At 64.9% G+C, this 19851-nt stretch carries 17 protein-coding genes; 8 read left to right on the top strand and 9 right to left on the bottom strand.

The window, feature by feature from the left end; all coding sequences use genetic code 11:
• The first annotated feature begins 32 nt into the window (after positions 1-32).
• Entirely contained in the window at positions 33-974 is a 942-nt protein-coding gene (locus E4K64_RS33155; RefSeq protein WP_167772386.1) for a hypothetical protein, read from the top strand.
• A gap of 224 nt (positions 975-1198) precedes the next feature.
• On the opposite strand, the gene rimO is transcribed toward E4K64_RS33155, so the two are convergent.
• Positions 1199-2524, bottom strand: coding sequence for a 30S ribosomal protein S12 methylthiotransferase RimO (gene rimO / locus E4K64_RS33150; RefSeq protein ID WP_135167098.1), 1326 nt, complete (start codon positions 2522-2524; stop codon positions 1199-1201).
• 111 nt (positions 2525-2635) lie between these two features.
• Between rimO and E4K64_RS33145 the strand changes: the two genes are divergently transcribed.
• The 5 genes from E4K64_RS33145 (at position 2636) to E4K64_RS33125 (ending at position 8619) form a co-directional block, all read left to right on the top strand.
• Positions 2636-3226 (top strand): ANTAR domain-containing response regulator, encoded by a 591-nt coding sequence (locus E4K64_RS33145; RefSeq protein WP_135167097.1) that lies wholly within the window; start codon positions 2636-2638, stop codon positions 3224-3226.
• The gene (locus E4K64_RS33140) at positions 3223-4386 is read left to right on the top strand and encodes a CmpA/NrtA family ABC transporter substrate-binding protein (RefSeq protein WP_135167096.1); all 1164 of its coding nucleotides are present in this window, start codon (positions 3223-3225) and stop codon (positions 4384-4386) included. Before E4K64_RS33145 ends, E4K64_RS33140 begins: the two co-directional genes overlap by 4 nt.
• 335 nt (positions 4387-4721) lie before the next feature.
• Positions 4722-6503 carry a NirA family protein gene (locus tag E4K64_RS33135; RefSeq protein WP_167772385.1) on the top strand — a complete coding sequence of 594 codons (1782 nt, stop codon included), beginning with the start codon at positions 4722-4724 and terminating at the stop codon, positions 6501-6503.
• Complete coding sequence (locus E4K64_RS33130) at positions 6500-8110, top strand: sulfite reductase subunit alpha (RefSeq protein WP_135167094.1); 1611 nt, start codon at positions 6500-6502, stop codon at positions 8108-8110. Before E4K64_RS33135 ends, E4K64_RS33130 begins: the two co-directional genes overlap by 4 nt.
• Positions 8111-8466: 356 nt before the next feature.
• Positions 8467-8619, top strand: a complete 153-nt coding sequence (locus E4K64_RS33125) for a hypothetical protein (protein WP_035677849.1) — start codon at positions 8467-8469, stop codon at positions 8617-8619.
• Between the two features lie 114 nt (positions 8620-8733).
• On the opposite strand, the gene E4K64_RS33120 is transcribed toward E4K64_RS33125, so the two are convergent.
• The 3 genes from E4K64_RS33120 to pxpB are packed head-to-tail and all read right to left on the bottom strand — an operon-like array spanning position 8734 to position 11301.
• On the bottom strand, positions 8734-9501 hold the full coding sequence (locus E4K64_RS33120; RefSeq protein ID WP_135167093.1) for a LamB/YcsF family protein: 768 nt from the start codon (positions 9499-9501) through the stop codon (positions 8734-8736).
• A gap of 34 nt (positions 9502-9535) precedes the next feature.
• Positions 9536-10573: a 5-oxoprolinase subunit C family protein gene (locus E4K64_RS33115; RefSeq protein WP_135167092.1), complete on the bottom strand. Its 1038-nt coding sequence runs from the start codon at positions 10571-10573 to the stop codon at positions 9536-9538.
• Complete coding sequence (pxpB, locus tag E4K64_RS33110) at positions 10570-11301, bottom strand: 5-oxoprolinase subunit PxpB (protein WP_135167091.1); 732 nt, start codon at positions 11299-11301, stop codon at positions 10570-10572. Before pxpB ends, E4K64_RS33115 begins: the two co-directional genes overlap by 4 nt.
• 258 nt (positions 11302-11559) lie before the next feature.
• Here pxpB and E4K64_RS33105 point away from each other — a divergent pair, with 258 nt between their 5' ends.
• Both E4K64_RS33105 and E4K64_RS33100 read left to right on the top strand, forming a co-directional pair.
• Entirely contained in the window at positions 11560-12258 is a 699-nt protein-coding gene (locus E4K64_RS33105; protein ID WP_028136365.1) for a ribonuclease activity regulator RraA, read from the top strand.
• 24 nt (positions 12259-12282) lie between these two features.
• Complete coding sequence (locus E4K64_RS33100) at positions 12283-12687, top strand: (R)-mandelonitrile lyase (protein ID WP_135167090.1); 405 nt, start codon at positions 12283-12285, stop codon at positions 12685-12687.
• A 144-nt stretch (positions 12688-12831) separates the two neighbouring features.
• Here the strand turns inward: E4K64_RS33100 and E4K64_RS33095 are convergent, their stop codons facing one another.
• The 5 genes from E4K64_RS33095 to E4K64_RS33075 all read right to left on the bottom strand — a co-directional run.
• Positions 12832-13188 carry a hypothetical protein gene (locus tag E4K64_RS33095; protein WP_135167089.1) on the bottom strand — a complete coding sequence of 119 codons (357 nt, stop codon included), beginning with the start codon at positions 13186-13188 and terminating at the stop codon, positions 12832-12834.
• A 159-nt stretch (positions 13189-13347) separates the two neighbouring features.
• Positions 13348-14463, bottom strand: a complete 1116-nt coding sequence (locus E4K64_RS33090; protein ID WP_135167088.1) for a hypothetical protein — start codon at positions 14461-14463, stop codon at positions 13348-13350.
• A 144-nt stretch (positions 14464-14607) separates the two neighbouring features.
• Entirely contained in the window at positions 14608-16146 is a 1539-nt protein-coding gene (locus E4K64_RS33085) for a CHAT domain-containing protein (RefSeq protein WP_167772384.1), read from the bottom strand.
• Positions 16147-16181: 35 nt separating this feature from the next.
• Complete coding sequence (locus E4K64_RS33080; protein ID WP_167772383.1) at positions 16182-18932, bottom strand: PAS domain-containing protein; 2751 nt, start codon at positions 18930-18932, stop codon at positions 16182-16184.
• Positions 18933-19436: 504 nt separating this feature from the next.
• On the bottom strand, positions 19437-19851 hold a 415-nt coding region (locus E4K64_RS33075; protein ID WP_135167085.1), incomplete at its 5' end, for a DUF2147 domain-containing protein.

Genomic DNA, 19851 nt, shown 5'->3' with positions numbered 1-19851 from the left:
AGAGGGGCGGGACCAACGAGACAGTTTCAGCCTTGTCCGATACGCCTTATCCAATCGACCTCGACAGCGTTCGCGGCGCATTTCCGCCGGGCATCGAAGCGCCTCCGCTGCTGGTCGACTTTGCCGCCTGGCTCGACGGGCGCCCGTGGGGCTGCGTCGGCTGCTTTTCGCTGCAAGGCCAGTTCTCCGATCACGCACCGATCATCGACGGCAGTCCCTTGCGGGACAGGTTTTCGCTATTCATGCGGCTGCCGGATGGCTCGGCCGTCGGCGGCTGGTACGGCGCAGGTCTCGACCGCGACAATCCGCCGATCGTCGGGCTGGGGTCGGAGGGCGATTACGAATTGCTGGCGCCGAGCCTCGACGGGCTGCTCGCCAAACTGACGTCGCAACAATTCGACGACACCTGGAGCGATCTGAAGCCGCGCGAGGAGGTGGAGTGCCAGACGGTCGAGCTCGCGCAATGGCTCGCCGGACGGCCGCCGGGCGAGCCGACAGTGGCCGAGGAAATGTCGTCGGAGCTACCCGACTTCCGCGGTTTCATGGAGAAGTGGAGCCGGGAGCGCGAGGACTATTGGGCCAATCATCGGCTGATGGCCGAGCTCGGCTGGCGGCTCGCGGCGCATCTGCCCAAAGGCAAGAAGCCCTGGGACCAGACCCGCTTCGAGGTCGCGATCGTCGGCAAGCAGTATGAGGCGCGCGTGCTCTCGCGCGGACCGCAGCCGTTCGAAGAGGCCGCATCGATCGAGTCCCTGCTGCGCGATCTGCGCGAGGAGATGCGCCGTGCGCAGCCAGAGCTTGGGCTGTGGTACGCGATGAATTTCGGCCTCCATGCCGACGGCCGCGTCATGCCGAGCTTCGCATACGATGTCCGCCCGACCATCGACGGCGAGCCGGCGCTGCTGTCCGAAGCCAAGGCCGATCTCGCCCGTGCCCCGCGCCCCGAGCGCTGGGTGCCGAAATGGCTGGCCTGACAGCATCCACATCGTCATTTTGAGGGTAGCGAACCCGCATGTCGCCCCGTCATCCTGAGGTGCGAGGCTTGCGATGCCGACGCATCGCAAGCGGAGGCTCGAAGGATGACGGCCGGGATGCAGCCGGGCCGTCGTCCTTCGAGGCTCGCCCTACGGCGCGGATGCGCCGCAGAGCGCGCGCCTCAGGATGACGGTGATGGAGTGGTAGTCGCCGCGCAAGTGCGTCAGAACCCCGCGACGCTGCCGTGCAGGTCGTACTGATCGGCGCGCTCGATCTTGGCGGTGACGATCTCGCCGACGCGCAAGGGGCGGCGGCTCGTGAGATACACCGCGCCGTCGATCTCCGGCGCGTCGGCCTTGGAACGGCCCTTGGCGACAGTCGGGCCGACTTCGTCGATGATGATCTGCTGGCGCGTGCCGACCTTGCGCTTCAGCCTGCGTGCCGAGATCTTCTGCTGGCGGGCCATCAGCGCATTGTAGCGCTCCTGCTTGACCTCTTCCGGCACTGGGTTCTCGATCGCGTTCGAGGTGGCGCCGGCGACCGGCTCGTATTTGAAGCAGCCAAGGCGGTCGATCTCGGCCTCATCGAGCCAGTCGAGCAGATAGGCGAAGTCGGCATCGGTCTCGCCGGGGAAGCCGACGATGAAGGTCGAGCGCAAAGCGAGATCCGGACATTCCTCGCGCCAGCGCTTGATCCGCGCCAGCGTCTTGTCCTGCGCGGCCGGACGCTTCATCGCCTTCAAGACCTCGGGGCTCGCATGCTGGAACGGGATGTCGAGATAGGGCAGCACCTTGCCCTCGTTCATCAGCGCGATGACCTCGTCGACATGCGGGTAGGGGTAGACATATTGCAGCCGCACCCAGGCGCCCAACTCGCCGAGCTCGCGGGCGAGGTCCAAAAATTTGGCGCGGACCTGGCGGTCCTTCCACGGGCTCTCGGCATATTTGAGATCGACGCCATAGGCCGAGGTGTCCTGCGAGATCACCAGCAGCTCCTTGACGCCAGCACCGACCAGGCGCTCGGCCTCGCGCAGCACGTCGTTGGCCGGGCGCGAGACCAGGTCGCCGCGCAGCTTCGGGATGATGCAGAAGGTGCAGCGGTTATTGCAGCCTTCGGAGATCTTCAAATAGGCGTAGTGGCGCGGCGTCAGCTTGATGCCCTGCGGCGGCACCAGGTCGAGATGCGGATTGTGCGCGGGCGGCAGCGCGCGGTGCACGGCATCGAGCACGCTCTCATATTGTTGCGGGCCGGTGATGGAGAGCACGCCGGGATAGGCCTGCTCGATCGCTTCCGGTTCCGCGCCCATGCAGCCTGTCACGATCACCTTGCCGTTCTCGGCCATGGCCTCGCCGATCGCCGACAGCGATTCCTGCTTGGCGCTGTCGAGGAAGCCGCAGGTGTTGACGATGACGATATCGGCGCCGTCATGCTTGCGGGCGAGTTCGTAGCCCTCGGCGCGCAGGCGCGTGATGATGCGCTCGGAATCCACCAATGCCTTGGGACATCCGAGCGACACGAAGCTGACCTTGGGCGCAGCCGCCTGATCCATATCCAAATCTGCCTGATTGACCGGCCTCAGCTAGTCCCAATTGCCCACAATTACAACCCTTTGCAGGGCGTTCCGGCGTGCTATGGATGAATCGCCTGCCGTGAGTGAGCCATGAGCGCCGAACAGTCGCCCAAAATCGTGATCGTCGACGAAAGCCCTGTCAGGGCCGCGATCCTGCAGGAGGGATTGCGGGAGGCCGGATTCACGCAGGTCGTCCATATCAGCGAGATGCAGAGCCTGCTTGCCCGTATTTATGCGGTCGACCCCGACATCATCCTGATCGATCTGGAGAACCCCAGCCGCGACGTGCTGGAGGCGATGTTCCAGGTCAGCCGCGCCGTGAAACGGCCGATCGCGATGTTCGTGGATCAGAGCGATTCCGCCTCGATCCAGGCCTCGGTCGAGGCGGGGGTGTCGGCCTACATCGTCGACGGGCTGAAGAAGGAGCGCATCAAGCCGATCCTCGACCTCTGCGTGTCCCGCTTCAACGCCTTCGCCAAGCTCCAGGAGGAACTCGAGCGCACCAAGTCGCAGCTCGAGGACCGCAAGATCATCGAACGTGCCAAGGGCATCCTGATGAAGGTGAAAGGCCTGACCGAGGACGAGGCCTATGTGCTGCTGCGCTCCACTGCGATGCGCGAGAAGAAGAAAATCGGTGAGATCGCGCAGTCGATCATCACCGCCTCGGAGATGCTGAAATGACCGCCCCCCTTCGCATCGGGTTCATTCCGCTGGTCGATGCCGCCGCGCTGATCATCGCCGTCGACAAGGGATTTGCCGCCGCCGAAGGGCTCGACGTCGAACTGGTGCGCGAAGTCTCCTGGTCCAACGTCCGCGACAAGCTCAATATCGGCCTGTTCGACGCCGCGCATCTTCTGGCGCCCGTGGCGATCGCGTCCTCGCTCGGGCTCGGCCATGTCAAAGTGCCGATCGCCGCGCCCTTCAATCTCGGCATTAACGGCAATGCGATCACGGTGTCGCCGGCGCTTCATGCCGCGCTGATGGGGCAGATCGACGGCGACCGTTTCGATCCGATGGTAACGGCGAAAGCACTGGCGAAGGTGGTTGCCATCAGGCGCAAGGCAGGGGCCGAACCGCTGACCTTCGGCATGACCTTCCCGTTCTCGACCCACAATTACCAATTGCGGTTCTGGATGGCCGCGGCCGGCGTCGATCCGGATGAGGACGTGCGCCTCGTGGTGTTGCCGCCGCCCTACATGGTCGACAGCCTCGCCAATGGCCATGTCGATGCGTTCTGCGTCGGTGCGCCCTGGAACTCGATCGCGGTCGATCTCGGCATCGGTCACATCCTGCATTTCGTCTCCGACATCCTCGACCGCGCCGCCGAGAAGGTGTTGGCGGTTCGCCAGGTCTGGGCCGACAAGCATCCGGACGTGGTCGCCAGCCTGGTGCGCGCGGCGGTGAAGGCGGCCGAGTTCATCGAGAATCCGGCGAACCTGACCGAGGCGGCGCAGATCCTGGCGCAGCCCGAGCGGATCGGGGTCGATGCCGAGGTCATCCAGCGCACCTTGACCGGACGCCTTAAGATTTCTCCTGACGGCACGTTGCGCGAAAGCGGCCGCTATCTCCTGGTGGGGCGGGAGGGGGCAGGCCGCCCCGATCCGGTCCAGGCCGCCTGGCTCTATGCGCAGATGGTGCGTTGGGGGCAGACGATGCTGACGCCGGAGGGCGTCAAGACGGCGATGGCCGTGTTCAGGCCCGATTTGTACGACGCGGCCCTCGGCCGGCGGTCGCCCGAGCCGCCTGCCGCGGCGTTCGGCGCGTTCGCCGGCCCGGCCTTCGATCCCGCCAATATCCGGGGGCATCTCGAGGCCTTCGAGGTGGGACGCTGGCGAATCTGATTCGGCCTGCATCGTTTTTGGGCACGCGGATTCGTTGCCCAAATGTTGGCCAGGGTGCACGAATTTCGTGAAAATGCACGGGCCGGGATTTTCCGGGCCTGCGCGTAATCGCCTGTAAACACAAAGCTTTCCATTTCTGTCAAGCTGGCACGCAACTTGAATATTGCAGTGCGGCCAGCTTGTCACAGATGCCTGCTGAGCCGAGTCCCGCAGCAACGAAGCTGATCGGACCGCTGGGGTAGCGAAGCCGGCTCTTGGAGCCAGCCTCGGTCCTCGCGGGTCGCGCAATGTCCGTCGATGCCACCAAGGTGGCCGCAGGAGCTTCGTTACCGACCATGAAAATCGATACGCTCGCAGTCGACTTTACCGACGAGCAGAAACGCTATCTCGAAGGCTTCACGACCGGTCTGCAGATCAGCCGGGTCGGGCGAGGTCTGGGCGGCGGTGCCGGCAAGGCGAATGCCGAGCCTGTTGGCCCCGATGCCGTGCACATCAAGGCGCAGGACAAGGTGATCGCGGCGGGCAAGAAGCTCGCCGACCAGGAGAAGTTCAAGCGCGACGAGCATCCCTTCGACGCCTATCCGCGGCTGCGCCAGCAGGCGCTCGACAATGCGCCGCCGAGCCCGGCGGACAATTTCCGCTGGCGCTATTACGGCATCTTCTACGTCGCGCCAACGCAGGACTCCTACATGAGCCGCCTGCGGATTCCGAACGGCATCATGAAGCACTGGCAGCTGTCGGGCCTCGCCGATCTCGCCGATGAGCTCTGCGGCCCCTATAGCCACGTCACGACGCGCGCCAATCTCCAGCTCCGCGAGATCCCGCCGAAGAACGCGATCAAGCTGCTCGAGGGCATCCAGGAGCTCGGCCTGTGCTCGCGCGGCTCCGGCGCGGATAACATTCGTAACGTAACAGGGACGCCGACGGCGGGCATCGATCCGCAGGAGATCCTCGACACGCGGCCCTATGCGCGCGAATGGCACTACCACATCCTCAACGACCGCTCGCTCTACGGCCTGCCGCGCAAGTTCAACGTCGCCTTCGACGGGGCCGGCAGGATCGCGGTGCTGGAGGAGACCAACGACATCGCGTTCACGGCGTATGAGGTGAAGGACGGTTTCGGCGTCGAGCCGGGAGTCTGGTTCCGCCTCGGCCTCGGCGGCATCACCGGCCACAAGGACTTTGCGAAATATTCCGGCATCATCGTCAAGCCCGAGCAGGCGACTGCCGTTGCCGACGCCATCGTGCGCATCTTCATCGACCATGGCGACCGCACCAACCGCAACAAGGCACGGCTGAAATACGTGCTCGACGCGATGGGCCATGACGGCTTCCTCAAGCTGGTCGAGGAGCGGCTGAAGACGCCGTTCACGCGCGTGCCGGAGGAGGCGTTCGCGCCGCGGCCGGCCGCCGACCGCATGGCGCATGTCGGCGTGCACAAGCAGAAGCAGGACGGTCTCAACTGGATCGGCGTGTCGCTGACGCTCGGCAAGCTGACAAGCGACCAGATGCGGGGGCTGGCCAAGGTTTCGCACGACCTCGGCGACGGCGAGATCCGGCTGACGGTTTGGCAGAACCTGCTGATATCGGGCGTGCGCGACGAGAACGTCGAGCTTGCCATTGCGGCGATCAAGCAGATCGGGCTCGCGGTCGAGGCCTCGCACATCCGCGCCGGCCTGATCGCCTGCACCGGCAATGCCGGCTGCCGCTTCGCCGCAGCGAATACCAAGCGCCATGCCGCCGAGATCGGCGATTGGTGCGAGCCGCGCGTCGCGATGGACAAGCCGGTCAACATCCACGTCACCGGCTGCCATCATTCCTGCGCGCAGCATTACATCAGCGATATCGGCCTGATCGGCGCACGCGTGCCTGTCAACGAGGACGACACGGTCGAGGGTTATCACCTCTTCACCGGCGGCGGATTCGGCCCGGACGCCGACGTCGGACAGGAGGTCTATCACGACCTTAAAGCCGAGGACGCGCCGAAGACGGTCGAGGCGCTGCTCAAGGCCTATATCGCCCATCGCTCGTCGCCTGACGAAACCTTCCTTTCCTTCGCGCGCCGCCATGACGGCGAAACGCTGCGCAAGCTTGCCGATGCACAGGTGTCCGCATGAACCAGATCACCCCTCCGCCCAAGCTCGATATCATTCCCGCCAGTGCGCCGTTCTCCGATGCGCAGCGCTCCTGGCTGAACGGCTTCTTTGCCGGGCTGCTGTCGCCGGATGTCGCCGCGCCGCTGTCGGCCGAGCAGGGCGCCGCCGTCATGCAAGGCGCGGCCGGCGACGGTGACGACGGCGAAGCGCCCTGGCATGACCAGACCATGCCGATCGTCGAGCGGATGAAGCTCGCCGAGGGACGGCCGGTGCGCCGCAAGATGATGGCGGCGATGGCGCAGCAGGATTGCGGCCAGTGCGGCTACAATTGCCACGATTATTCGGAAGCGATCGCGAGCCGCAGCGAAGCGCGGCTCAACCTCTGTGTCCCCGGCGGCAAGGAAACCGCGCGGATGCTGAAGTCGCTCTACGAGGAGCTCGACAAGGCCCCGGCGGCCAAGGCGGCGGACAAGCCGGACGCTCCGGCGCCGGCCGTGACGGTGACGATCGCGGAGCCGGGCCGCTCACGCGACAATCCTGTGCCTGCGACCTTCCTGTCGCGCCGCCTGCTCAACAAGGGGAAGTCGGAGAAGGAAACCTATCACGTCGAGTTCGATCTCTCCGAGAGCAAGCTCGACTACGTCGTCGGCGACAGCTTTGGCGTGTTCGCGCGCAACGATGTCGGTCTCGTCGACCAGATCATCGCGCTGCTCGGTGCCTCCCACACCACCAAGGTGAACGGCAAGACGCTGCGCGAGGTGCTGATCGACGACGTCTCGCTGTCGCCGGCGCCCGACAGCCTGTTCGAGCTGATCTCCTTCATCACCGGCGGCGGGGCGCGCGAAAAGGCGCGGGCGCTGGCGCAGGGAGAGGACCCCGATGGCGATGCCGCTACCCTCGACGTCATGGCCGGGCTGCAGAAGTTTTCCGGCACGCGGCCGCACCCCGAGGCCTTCGTCGAGGCGCTCGAGCCGCTGCAGCCGCGGCTCTACTCGATCTCGTCGTCGCACAATGCGACGCCCGGAAAGCTGTCGCTGACCGTCGATTCCGTGCGCTACGTCATCGGCAAGCGCAAGCGCCTCGGGGTCGCCTCGACCTTCCTCGGCGAACGCATCAATGAGGGCGAGAAGCTCAAGGTCTACGTGCAGAAGGCACACGGCTTCGGCCTGCCGCAGGACCCCAAGACGCCGATCATCATGGTCGGCCCCGGCACCGGCATCGCGCCGTTCCGCGCCTTCCTGCTCGACCGCAAGGCGACCGGCGCGCCCGGCAAGAACTGGCTGTTCTTCGGCCATCAGCGCAGCGATTGCGACTTCTTCTACCAGGAGGAGCTCAATGCGATGAAGACCTCGGGTCTGCTCACGCGCATGTCGCTGGCCTGGTCGCGCGACGGCGAAAAGAAGTTCTACGTGCAGGACCGCATGCGGGAGGTCGGTCGCGAGCTGTGGACGTGGCTTGCCGAAGGTGCGCATTTCTACATCTGCGGCGATGCCAAGCGCATGGCCAAGGACGTCGAGCGCGCGCTGGTCGACATCGTCGCCCAATTCGGCGCACGTTCGACCGACGAGGCCGTCAGTTTCGTCGCCGAGCTCAAGAAGACCGGGCGCTTCCAGGCGGATGTCTATTAAGGCGCAGTGGGGGCAGGGGCAGGAAACCTGCTTCGATCTGCTCGGCGCGTAGGCGCCGTAGGGTGGGCAAAGGCGCGCCCTTCGCGCGCCGTGCCCACCATCTCTTCCTGATTGAGACAGGTGGTGGGCACGCTTCGCTTTGCCCACCCCTACGAGAGTTGCCATTCCGCTGTCATTTGGCGGTTCCGACTGGCTCGGATTTGAACGAATAAGATTCTCGGAACCCGAACCTTAAGAGAATTTACGTCTGCGAGAGGGCCGCCTCGAAGGAGGCGCATCGCTATTTGCGCCACCATCTTGCCTCCCGCCCTGGTTGATCCCTCATACTCCCGCAAATGGGGCGTTGGAGATCGACCATGCGCGAACTATCGGCGGAAGCCAGACTGCACTTCTACGCGCGCTCGCTCTCGCGGCAGACCCGGGCCAATGCCCATCATCTGGCGCTTTACAGCGCCTTTGCGGTCATCGCGGCGATCGTGTTCGGCACGCTCTCGGTGCATCCGTTTTAGAGCTCTCGTAGGGTGGGCAAAGGCGCACTCGCGCCGTGCCCACCATCTCTCAACATACGACTTCGGTTTGGTGGGCACGCTTCGCTTTGCCCACCCTACGGCACGTTTCGTGCCTCACCCGCGCTTGAACGGCGCGACCTCGATCCGCGCCGCCTTCAACGCCTGGCGCAAGGTCCGCGCGATCTCCACGGCACCGTGCGTGTCGCCGTGGATGCAGACCGTGTCCGTGCGCATCTTGATCACCTTGCCTGTCACCGAGACCACCGCGCCGTCCTGCACCATGCGCACCACGCGCTCGGCAATCGCCTTGGCATCGTGCAGCACCGCACCGGGCTTCTTGCGCGAGACGAGGTTGCCGTCGTCCTCATAGGCGCGATCGGCGAACACTTCGTGCACCATCGGCAGGTTGGCGTCTTCGCCGGCCTTCACCAGCTTCGAATTGGCGAGCACGACGAAGATCAGGCCGGGGTCGACCGCCTTGATGCCGGCGGCGATCGCCCTAGCCGTCATGTCGTCCTCGCAGGCGACGTTGGAGAGCGCGCCATGCGCCTTCACGTGCGTGACCTTGTGGCCAGCCGCGGTCGCGATCGCCTGCAGTGCGCCGATCTGATAGGCGACGAGGTTCTCGATCTCGGAAGCCTTGAGCCCCGCGATCGGATGGCGGCCGAACCCGTGCAGGTCGCGATAGCCGGGATGCGCGCCGACCGAGACGCCGCGCGCCTTCGCCAGCTCCACCGTTCGCCGCATGATATCGGGATCGCCGGCATGGAAGCCGCAGGCGACGTTGACCGAGCTCGCCAGCTCGATCATGGCGGCGTCGTTGCCCATCTCCCACGCGCCGAAACCTTCGCCGAGGTCGCAATTGAGATCGATCGTCTTCATGGGTGCTCTCCGCCTTCCGGTCTTGTTGTTGCGTCTAGGGCTCCGCGGTGACCTGCCAGGTGCCGGCATCGACGGCGTTCACCGCATGGCCTGCCACGTTGGCATCGCTGAGTGCCTCGATGTTGAGCGCCACGGTGTCGGCCGCGCGCAGGCGATCGGGCAGGGTCCGGATCGCCTGCGCGAACTTTCGCGCCTCGTCCTGCGCCTCGGCCATGCTGACGGCCTTGAACCGAAACGCCGTTCCCGCCGAGGTCTGCGCGAGGCGACCGATGTCGGCGGTGATCACGGTTGCGATCTTGGGATAGCCGCCGGAGGTGCCGCGGTCCATCATCAGCGCGATCGGCGTACCGTTGCCGGGCACCTGGATGCTGCCGTTGACGGTGCCGTCGGAGACGATGTTGTGGCCGTGCAGATGCTTGATCGCGGGACCTTCCAGTCGGTAGCCCATACGATCGGAGGTCGCCGAGATCTTCCATTCGCTGCCGAGGAACAGCGCCTTGTTGGCATCGTCGAACTCGTCGTCCTGCGGCCCCAGCAGAACGCGGATCGGCCCACTCAACGGCCTCGGCAATTCGATGCGCAGCTCGCTTGCGCCGCTCGCGGCAGCGACGCTGAACTCGTCGCCGGCCTGGAGCGGGCGCGGGTAGGGGCTGCCGAGGCCGGCGCGGGCATTCACCGCGAGGCTGCCGAACACGAGTTCGCCGGTGATGGCGCCTTCGATCGCGAGATAGGTGAAAGCGCCGCCGCGGGCAAAGCCCAGCGTCAGCGTCTCGCCGTCCTTCAGCGTCACTGACGTGTCCATGGCAACCGGGTTTCCGGCGACGTCCGCGTTGCGCGGCGCGCCTGAGATCGCCACGCGCACAGCGCCGTCACGGGCGGTGAAGGCGGCACCGAACGGGCCGATCTCGACGGCGGCCGCGAACGGCGCGTTGCCGACGAGCGTGTTCGCCGCAGCCAGCGACAGCCGATCCATCGCGCCGCTTACCGTCAGGCCGTAGCGCTGCGCACCGAGGCGGCCGCCGTCCTGGACGGAGCTGGCCGGGCCGATGCTGGCGACGACAAGCCGGCTCATGCGTCCACCTGCTCGGCGATGATCTCGCCGGCTTCCGCCGCGCGGTCCAGCTCCTCGAACGTCTTGTGGTCGATGGCGAAGAACGTCACGCGGTCGCCGGGTTCGGTCAGGAAGGTCGGATTGCGGTGGAGCTGATAGGTGCGCACCGGCGTGCGGCCGAGCAGATGCCAGCCGCTCGGCGCCGCCAGGCATTGGATTCCGGCCTGGACGCCGCCGATCGAGATCGTGCCGGCCGGCGTCAGCAGCCGCGGATTTTGCCGCCGCGACATATGCAGCGATTTGTCGAGGCCGCTGAGATAGGACCAGCCCGGAGTGAAGCCGATCATGGCGACCTTGTAGTCGCCGCCCGCATGCCGGGCGACGATGTCGTCCGGCGTGGTGCTCAGCGCCTTGGCGACATCGTCGAGGTCGATGCCGTGCTCGCCGCCATAGGCGACGGGAATGCGCCAGCGGCGCGCCTTGGTCACGGGCGGCGGCGGCTGGATCGCGATCGGAAGCAGCTTTTCGCCGAGCGCGTCGAAACCGATCTGACAGGGGTCGTAGTGCACCAGCAGCGAGCGATAGGTCGGCACGGTCTCGGTGATGCCGTCGATGGGGCTTGCCGCGAGCGCCTTATCCAGCGCCAGCACGCGCTGGTTGGCGTCCTCGTCGATGGTGCGGCTGAACTCGACCGTGACGGCGCTGTCGCCACTGGGCAGAAGGCGGGGCGGGGGAAGCGTCGCGGCCATTGAGCTGTCGAAGAGCTGTCGGAATCGGGCTTTGGAAAGCGCGGGCTCGAGCTTTGAGTTCCGCGTCACCCCTGCTTCGCGTAAATGCGCCCGCAAGTCCAATAAATTAATGCAGGGGGAGGCGATAAAGCCTTGTTATCGCGTCGCATAAAGGCCCACCGGCCCTGCGTTATTGCGCGCCTCTTGGCTCTTGACGCAGGGGCTGCGGATCGCAAGATGCGCGCGTTATTTCCCGCACCTCGGAGCTCGTCTGTTTCCATGTCGCTGTCCCCTGAAGCCCGCAAGACCCTCGCCGGCATCACCACCGCCACCATCACCACGGTCCTGCTGAAGAAGGGCCTGCGCAATGTGTGGATGCGCGGCGCGCGGCCGCTGCGCCCGGGTCTGCCGCGCCTGGTTGGGCCGGCCTTCACACTGCGCTTCGTGCCGGCGCGCGAAGATCTGGCGACGCCGGAATCCTGGTCCTCGCCGATCTCCACCCGCACCGCGATCGAGGCGATGCCGGAGGGCTGTATCGCCGTGGTCGATGCCATGGGCATCACCGATGCCGGCATCTTCGGCGACATTCTGTGCGCCCGCATGGTCAAGCGCGGCGTCACCGCGCTGGTCACCGACGGCGTGGTGCGTGACGTCGAGGGCGTTCTCGGCACCAATCTGCCGGTCTGGTGCGACGGCTATGCCGCGCCGCCCTCGGTTGCGGGCCTCACGTTCGTCGGCTGGGGCGAGCCGATCGGCTGCGGCGGCGTTGCCGTATTTCCGAACGACATCGTGGTCGCCGACCAGGACGGCTGCGTGCTGATCCCGCAGGCGATGCTCGAGCACGTGCTCAACGAGGGCGTCGAGCAGGAGCGCATGGAGGCCTGGATCGTCAACGAGGTGAACAACGGCGCCGTGCTGCCGGGCCTCTATCCCATGAACGCCGAAACCAAGGCGCGCTACGCCGCCAGCAAGAAGTAACCGGGAAGCAAGCGAGGTAATCCCATGGAGATCACTGTTGCAGGCACGCGGCCGACCCGCCGCGCGCCCAAGGAAAACTTCACCGGCACCGTGTGGCAGGACCCCGTGATCATGGCACCCGCGCCGGCGCGACTGAACTGCTCGCGTGTTGCGTTCGAGCCCGGCGCCCGTACCAACTGGCACCATCATCCACTCGGGCAGACGCTCTACGTGATTTCCGGCGTCGGCCGAGTCCAGACCAAGGGCGGCCCCGTCAGGGAAATCCGTCCCGGCGACACCGTCTGGATTCCGCCGGGCGAAGTGCACTGGCACGGGGCCTCGCCGACCAACGGCATGTGCCACATCGCCATGCAGGAGGCGCTCGACGGTGTGTACTCGACCTGGCTCGAGCCGGTCACCGACGCGGAGTACGGCGTAGCGCTGGGCTAGAGCCTCGTGTCCCGGACAAGCCGCGGCGCCGTAAGGCGATGCGGCGCCGATCCGGGACCCAGAGCTGCCTTGTCGCGAAGCGTACTGGGTCCCGGCTCTGCGCGGCAACGCTTTCGCGTTGCCACTTGTCCGGGACACGGCAAGCTACATCCGCTGCGCGGTCCACGTGCCCGTGCACAGCGCGCCGCGCCACGTGCCGGAGCCGGACGTGCCGCTGAGCCGGCCGAAGCCGACGGCACGCTTGATGCCGGTGCTCAAGGTGACATTGATGCTGCCGGCGTCGGCGACGCGGCCTGACGCCGACACGGCCGCGCTGCTCGATGCGATCTGACCATTGTTGATGCCGATCGCGACGGTGGCGCCATTGCCGCAGGTCTCGCTCGAGGACGAGATCCGCACGTTCCAGGCGCCGTCGAAGCTGGTCGATGCTGCATTCGCCGGTCCGCAGAGCAGGGCGACGGCCCAGATCGCGGCAAAAATACCCTTGCAAAGATATCGCATGACACGTCCCATTGGCTGAACCTGCGGGGTAGCGTGTCACAAGGCGGGGCGGGCCGATGTGAGGACTGTCACGCATTCGGCCGGACGGTGACGGCGAGGACCGTGTCCGGGCGCCATCCCGTCAGCCGGGCAAAGCCGTGGAACGGCTGGTTCGTGCCGTCACCTTGCTGCCGCGGCGCGATCAATCACGCGCGCCAGCGCGACGGCGGAGTCGGTGTCGACCAGAGCAGTCTTGCCGACTGTTTTTCGCAATGCGAAGGCCTCGGACGCAAACAGCTTGTCGGGATCCTCCGGGGCATCCCTGATGCCGGTGAGCAGGCGGATTTGCATGCCCTTCAGCAGCTCTGTCACGGCCGGCTTGGCGATCGTCTTGTCGTTGGGGGCGCCCAGAATTGCCTTTTCCCAGCCGCGGTGAGCATTTTTCGGCGTCACGCGCTCCACGAGCTTGTCGTAGCTGGTCTGGTAGGCGCCGATCGCCACGAGACGATCGTTTTCGGCAAGTTCGGGCGACGTTATCACCTCGGCGCGCAGAGTCAGCATCTGCTCGTCCGCGCGCTCCAACTCCCGCCTCATGATGCTGCCTGCGACACCCTGCCAGTGTCGATGAAATCCGAGCTGCGTGAGAGGGTTGATCGAGTCCGGCCCGTCGGGCAGCAGGCTGGCCGTGAACTCGACGGCCAGGAGGCAATAGTCCAGTCCAGACACACGCTGGCCGTCCAGCAGCAAGCGGTCGTCGGTCACCACCAACCGCTTGGCGACCGCTTCTTCGAGATCGGAACCTGCAACCAGCAGGTAGCCGCTGCGACCAAGCGCATTGCCGTCGGCATACGAGAACAACGGCGTGACGATGTTGAGTCCGAAGAGGCCGGCGACCCGGTCGTAGATCTTTTCAGCCACACGCAACCCGTCGGAAACGCCCGGCGCGAGGCCGGTCTGCGTCGTCAGGTCGGCGGCCAGTTGCAGGACCTGCTGTGCGACATCGTGAAACGGAAGGCGGAAGAGCCCGACGAACAGAGACAGATTGTCCTGCTTCATGGGCGCGCGCCTGACGGCATAGATATTCCTGAAGTCGACATAGCCCGGAGCGGCACCGGCTGCCTTCAGTTGAGCGGCGATCTCGTCATTGCTCAAGATCGTGGGACGGCGCTGGCGCCCGTCGCCAAAGCTGAACTCGGTGAGCACGACGCCGAGCGGGAGGAACGAGTTGAAGAACTTGCCGCCTTCGCGCAAGCCCATTTCAACCATACGCACGCCGAAGTAGCTCGCTTCGGGCACGAAGGTCTGTCCCGCCGTGATCCCATTGCCGGTCGAAGCGACGTAGCCGACATAGGGGCGCCGCAGCTCGCGGCTCGCCCAGTGGTCGACGACGTTCTTGAGTGTGGCCCAGACTGTCATGACATTCTTTCCACTACGAGCTGCTCAGTGGCAGCGTGTTGCCCAATCGGTCGATTGCGCCAGCAGGATCGGAGAAAGCCAGATCGGGCTTTCCTCGTCGTAGTTCAGGCTTTCCCACGATGCGCGGCACGCTTTCCGGAACGCCAGGCAAACGGACCGCGTCCGGTACAGTTCGTCATAGAACTCCTTGGCGAACTGCGGCGCGCGCTCGTCCTCGACATTCCATCGGAAGCCCAGCGCATAGGGGATTCCGTTCATCACCAGTTGCTGAACGCAGCCCTTCGAGATGCCACGGCAGGCCGAGAGGTAGACCAGCGTCGTCGCTGAAAGGCCGTCGGAGGCCGCCACCCTGTCCAGTTTCAGCCCGACCGCCTGCTCTGGCTTCATCCCGGGAAGGACGAGGGTCGCGGTTTGCTGGCCATCGCTCCAGGCGTGACCGGCGTAGTGGAGAATGGTTGGCCGGAATGCGTCCAGCTGCTTCAGCAAATAGGAGGCGGCCTCGCCCGGAGGGGCATCCGACAAATTGACGATCTTCAAATCGAAACAGCCTGCGGCGCCCAGCTTTTCCACGTGCTGAAGTTCGGCATCGATATTGCCGAGCTTGTCGAACCTCTTGCCGTCGCAGATCGCGCTGTCGAGCTTCAAATCGGGATGTTCGCCGATCTGAGAGCGAACGAACATCAGCTTCGCGCCCGGACTGATCCGCGCTCGCTCACTGGCCCTTCCACGGACGAAGAACGGAATGCGCCGGACAATCGGCGCATAGAGCAGCACGAATGGCCCATTTTCCTCCGAGAGGTAACGCACGCTCGCCTCGAAGGGCACCGCATAAAAGCCTGCGTCGCTGATGACGAACCGGAACGACAATCCTACCAGCCCGCCTGCAGACTTCTCGATCTGCGAGAACAGATGTTCTCCGATCGCTTTGACGACGAAGCTCTTGAACAGGCGTGTTCCAACGTCACGCGTCTGGCCGAGCCAATTGTTCGGCGGCATCTCGTCGCGCGCATAGGTTTGAGCGGCGGACTTGAGGTCATCGAGGTCGCTGATGGTGTTCCAGCGAAGCATCGAGGAGCCGTCTTCGCCCGTTCCGAGCCGACATTCCACCTTGGCGCTATGGATCTCGATCTCGACCACGCGGAACGCGCCCGGGATCGCATTCGTCTCGTCCGGACGACCGGTGAGCATTGCAATGAACGGGCGCAAGATCCGGTGCCGGTGCAGCTGCAGCGCATCCATCGGCAGGATCAACGCATTGCCTGCCGCCCGGCACTCTTCCTCCAGGTCCGTGCAGGTCCCGAACGAGGGCGCGATGACCAGCACGGAAGTGTGCGGGTCCTGGGCCAAAACGACGGTGTTGAGCACGTGCTTCGCGCCGAGAGTCGTACGTGTGTCGTAGACGGCAGTCGGGTCGGTCGGCAGCCGGGCATCGAGCACGAGCAGCTCGGTCTCATTCGCGACGAGCCACTCGTTGGTCTGGTCCGGGGTCATCAGAGGCTTGTCGTACAATTCCTCCATGGCCACTCCCGCCGCGAGCAGCTGCGCCCGCAGCGTTTCGAACATGTTTGCCTCCGCGGTGGCGATCGCGATCTTGGCTGTCATACCGGTGCCTCCTGCGCGCACAATGGCAGGTTGAACTCGAAGCCTGCGCCGTCCAAATCGGTCAGAGTGCCGTCGTGCTGCTCGGCCGCCTTGCGTATCGCCTCGACCGCGACGCTGGCCATCTGCCGTGCCCGGTGCTGGCTCTGCTCGATCGGGTCCGCCGCCGACGGAGCCAGGGTGTCGGCGATCATTGCGGGCAAGCGCATGGACACCGAGAGGTGATGCTGCGGTCGTTCCGCGATCGTCACGGTCAATTTGTCGTTCGGCGTGATACGCAACGACAGCAGGGAGCTGAGGGCAGAGCGAAACGCAAAGCTCAACCGCTTCGTCCATCCCTTGACCAGCAGGGGGCGGCGCGTCGCAATCTCGTCGACGAAGTGAATCGCGTCGCGATCCTCGACTGGAAGGCCCTCGACCTCGTGATAGAGCACTTCCAATGCGTCGAATAGCTCGGGGACTTCCTGCGGCGTCTGCTGCACGACGAGACGCTCGGACAGCCGTTCGAAAGTCAGATCGGCCTTGAGCAGGTGGTTGGCGGCCTGCTCGAGCAGACCGGCGCAATTCTGCATGAGCTCTGGCTTGCTCAGGAGCGACGCTGCGCCGCGCAGCAAGCCGTCAGCCATCAACAGCGGGGCGCGCGTCTCGCGCGCAACGGATGTGACAGTCTCCTCCAGATAGCCCCAGTCGCTCTCCCGACTTTGATCGGCAAGGCTGGTGAACAGCCAGAGCTGATGACCATAATCGTCGTTCAACGGCTCGCGGCTTGCGAGAACCGTCAGTTCGGTGCGCGGCGCATCGCCGATCGTCAGGTGTAGACGAAGACGGTGCTGGATCCCGGATTCCGATAATTGCGCCGTATCTTCATGCCGGGCGCCAAATGTCGAGAGCTTCTTGTCACGCGCGCGGCCGAAGATGTTGGCCGCCGCACCATTGATGTGGCAGATCGTCCCAACAGCATCCACGATGACGGCCGCCTGCTCGATTCTGTTCATGAGCGCATGCTCGATCGCTTCGTGCCAGCGAGCCGCAAAGATCTGTTCACAGTCGGCGGCGAGGCCGCTTGCCGCGTCGCGATCGGGCCCACGGAACGCGTTCAGCTCCGATGATTCCATGTCCAGGATCAGCTCGATCTTGCCGTTCACGAGGAGGGGGACCGTCATGGCCGAACGTTGATCGGGGGCGGTCTTGATGAAGCCGTAGTTCCGCTCGGTATCGCTGACGTCGGGGACGACAAGAATGTTCCGTTCTGCCAGGCAGCTGCCAAGCATGCCGCTGGACAGCTCCTGGGTGTATTCGGCCTTGCGGCCGGCCGCCTTCACGAGCAGGTTGCGGTCGTTCTTGACGTGCTCGGCGACCAACACGAACTTGCCGCGCAGGCGATCGATCCGGAACACGCCGACATATTCCCAGCCCAGGCATTGCGTCGTGCCGGTGGCCAGCAGCTCGGCGATGGCGCGCGCACTCGGTGCCTTGTTCAGATCATCCTTGAGTTTGCGCAAGGCGCGCGCCTGCGCATGTTCCATGGCCGCGTCGGCGGCCTGCAATATCTCCTCGACGCCGAGATTTTGCAGCGTGCGTAGATCGGCAGGGGTGTATTTGTGTTTGCGGGACAGCAGAGCCAGCGAGCTTCCAAACCGGCCTCCCGCCTTGCGTATCGGCAATACGAGCATCGACTCGAACTTGTCGGCGATGATGGCCTTGCTTACCGGATTGTCCTTTTCCTCGGGATTGCGGCTCTCGACGAATGCGGCCAGATTGTTGTCCCACGTCTTGCCCTGCTCGAGCCACTCGATCACGCCAGGTGGCACCTTGAACCAACGCGTGCTCCACTCCCAGCTGGGTTTTGGAAAGATCGTGAGCGCCCGCCAAAAGTCGTTGAGGTCGCTGTAGACCCCGAACGTGCTCATTTCGAACGGGATGACCTTGCCGATCGCCTGAAGCGTTGCCTCGATGATCTCTTGCGGATCATCGTGCTCGGCGAGAATTGTCTTGAGCTCCTGGCGCGCGCGATCTTCGGCAAGAGGAGCGAACAGCACCAATAGCCCCGCCGAACTGTTCGGCGCTTCCATGTAGGGCGTTCCGCTCACCCTCGCCAGAATGGAACGCCCGTCTTTTGGGCGCAGCCGAACGAAACCCGAGAAACCCGTTTGCTTTGTGATCCATTCGCCGAACAGGTTCGTCGTTCCCTCGTCATCGGGTCCGAACACCTGGGAGAGCGGCATCTCCCTGAGTTCTGATTCCGAGAATCCCAGAACCTGAACCGCGCGCTCGTTCGCGAATCGGATCTTGCCGATCAAGTCGGTGCGGAGCACGCCATCCTGCAGGGCATCGAGGCGGCTCTGTTCGGCGCTCTGGTCGAGAAGCAGCGCGTAATTGCCCGGCATGCCATCTTCGTCGCGCAGCGGGCCAATTTCGACTCTGACCTGACGAACCATGTCGTTGGTCTGGATGTCTGCGCGTAAGCTCGAGTTGTGGTTGGCCCGGAGGGCCATCCACACGTCGGCTGCACGTGATCCGAACAGGCCGGAGAAGGGAACGCCGCGTCTGCCGGGCAAGAGCTTGTCGAATGCCGCGTTCGAATAGACGATGCGGCCGTCGTGCGCCAGTTCGACGAAGGGAATCTCGCTGTAATGTGCGGCTTCGTCGAGCGCGTCATACCGATCCGACAAGACGCTCAGCATGGTGTTTTGCGATTGCAGGATCTTGCCGACGGTCTGAGCGTCGAAACCAAATTCCGAAACGAGCATCCGCGCTTGCTCTTGGACCAGAGGCTGAAGCGCGGTGGTCAGGCTCGTCTGCCGACCTCGGAGTGCGCCGATGACATGCCGCCTGATGCCTTGCTCCGACATCAGCGAGTGGGGGCCCCGGTCACCCGAGACTAGCGATGGTGTCGCACGGAGTTCCTCCATAACAACCTCGCTCGCTTACGCAACTACCGGCGCCGAAACGAGGTCGGGGGAATGACTCGTTTCGAGTCTACGCGTCTCGGCGAAACGGTGCCAATAGCGGTGTATGACGGTGGCAAATAGTCTGGCTTTCAATCCAGACTAGAAGCAACGACGGGCGGGCAGATATGAAATGGTTCACAATGGAGGGTTTGAATTGCGCGGCCCGATGACAGGAGGGCCGCAGCGCTCTCATTGGCGGTGACAGCGACTGCCGTCGTGGCAGTCGCGTTGCCGATCGCGGTTGTCCGGCGCATAAACGTCAGCCTGGCTGCGCCATGTTGGCTTCGATCCAATCGGCGCTGCTCAGTTCACCCGCGTCCAGGTCTGGCCGCCGCAGAACATGCCGCCGAAGGCGCAGCCCTGCACGCGCAGGCGATCGGTGCCCTTCATCGCGATGGTCGAATCGTAGGTCGAGCCGGAGTTCGGATCGAGAATGCGGCCGGACCATTTCTGGTCCTTGCCGGGCTTCATGTTGATCAGAACCTGCTCGCCGTTCTGGTTCGATTTGCTGTCGACCGAATAGCCGCAGAGATTGCTGCCGCATTGCTCGATGCGGACCTTGCCTTCCCTCTCCTCGGTGAGCCAGACGCCGAGAGGTGAATTGAGATCGCGCGTGGGCGCGGCGGCCGGGGCGGGCGGAGCGACCGCCGCCGCCTGAACCGGCGCGGGTGCAGGGGGTGGAGCGGGAGGCGGCGGAGCTGCAGCCACGGCTGGGGCC

The sequence above is a fragment of the Bradyrhizobium frederickii genome, assembly GCF_004570865.1.
Classification (GTDB): Bacteria; Pseudomonadota; Alphaproteobacteria; order Rhizobiales; family Xanthobacteraceae; genus Bradyrhizobium; species Bradyrhizobium frederickii.
This window is presented reverse-complemented; position numbering and strand designations above follow the sequence as displayed.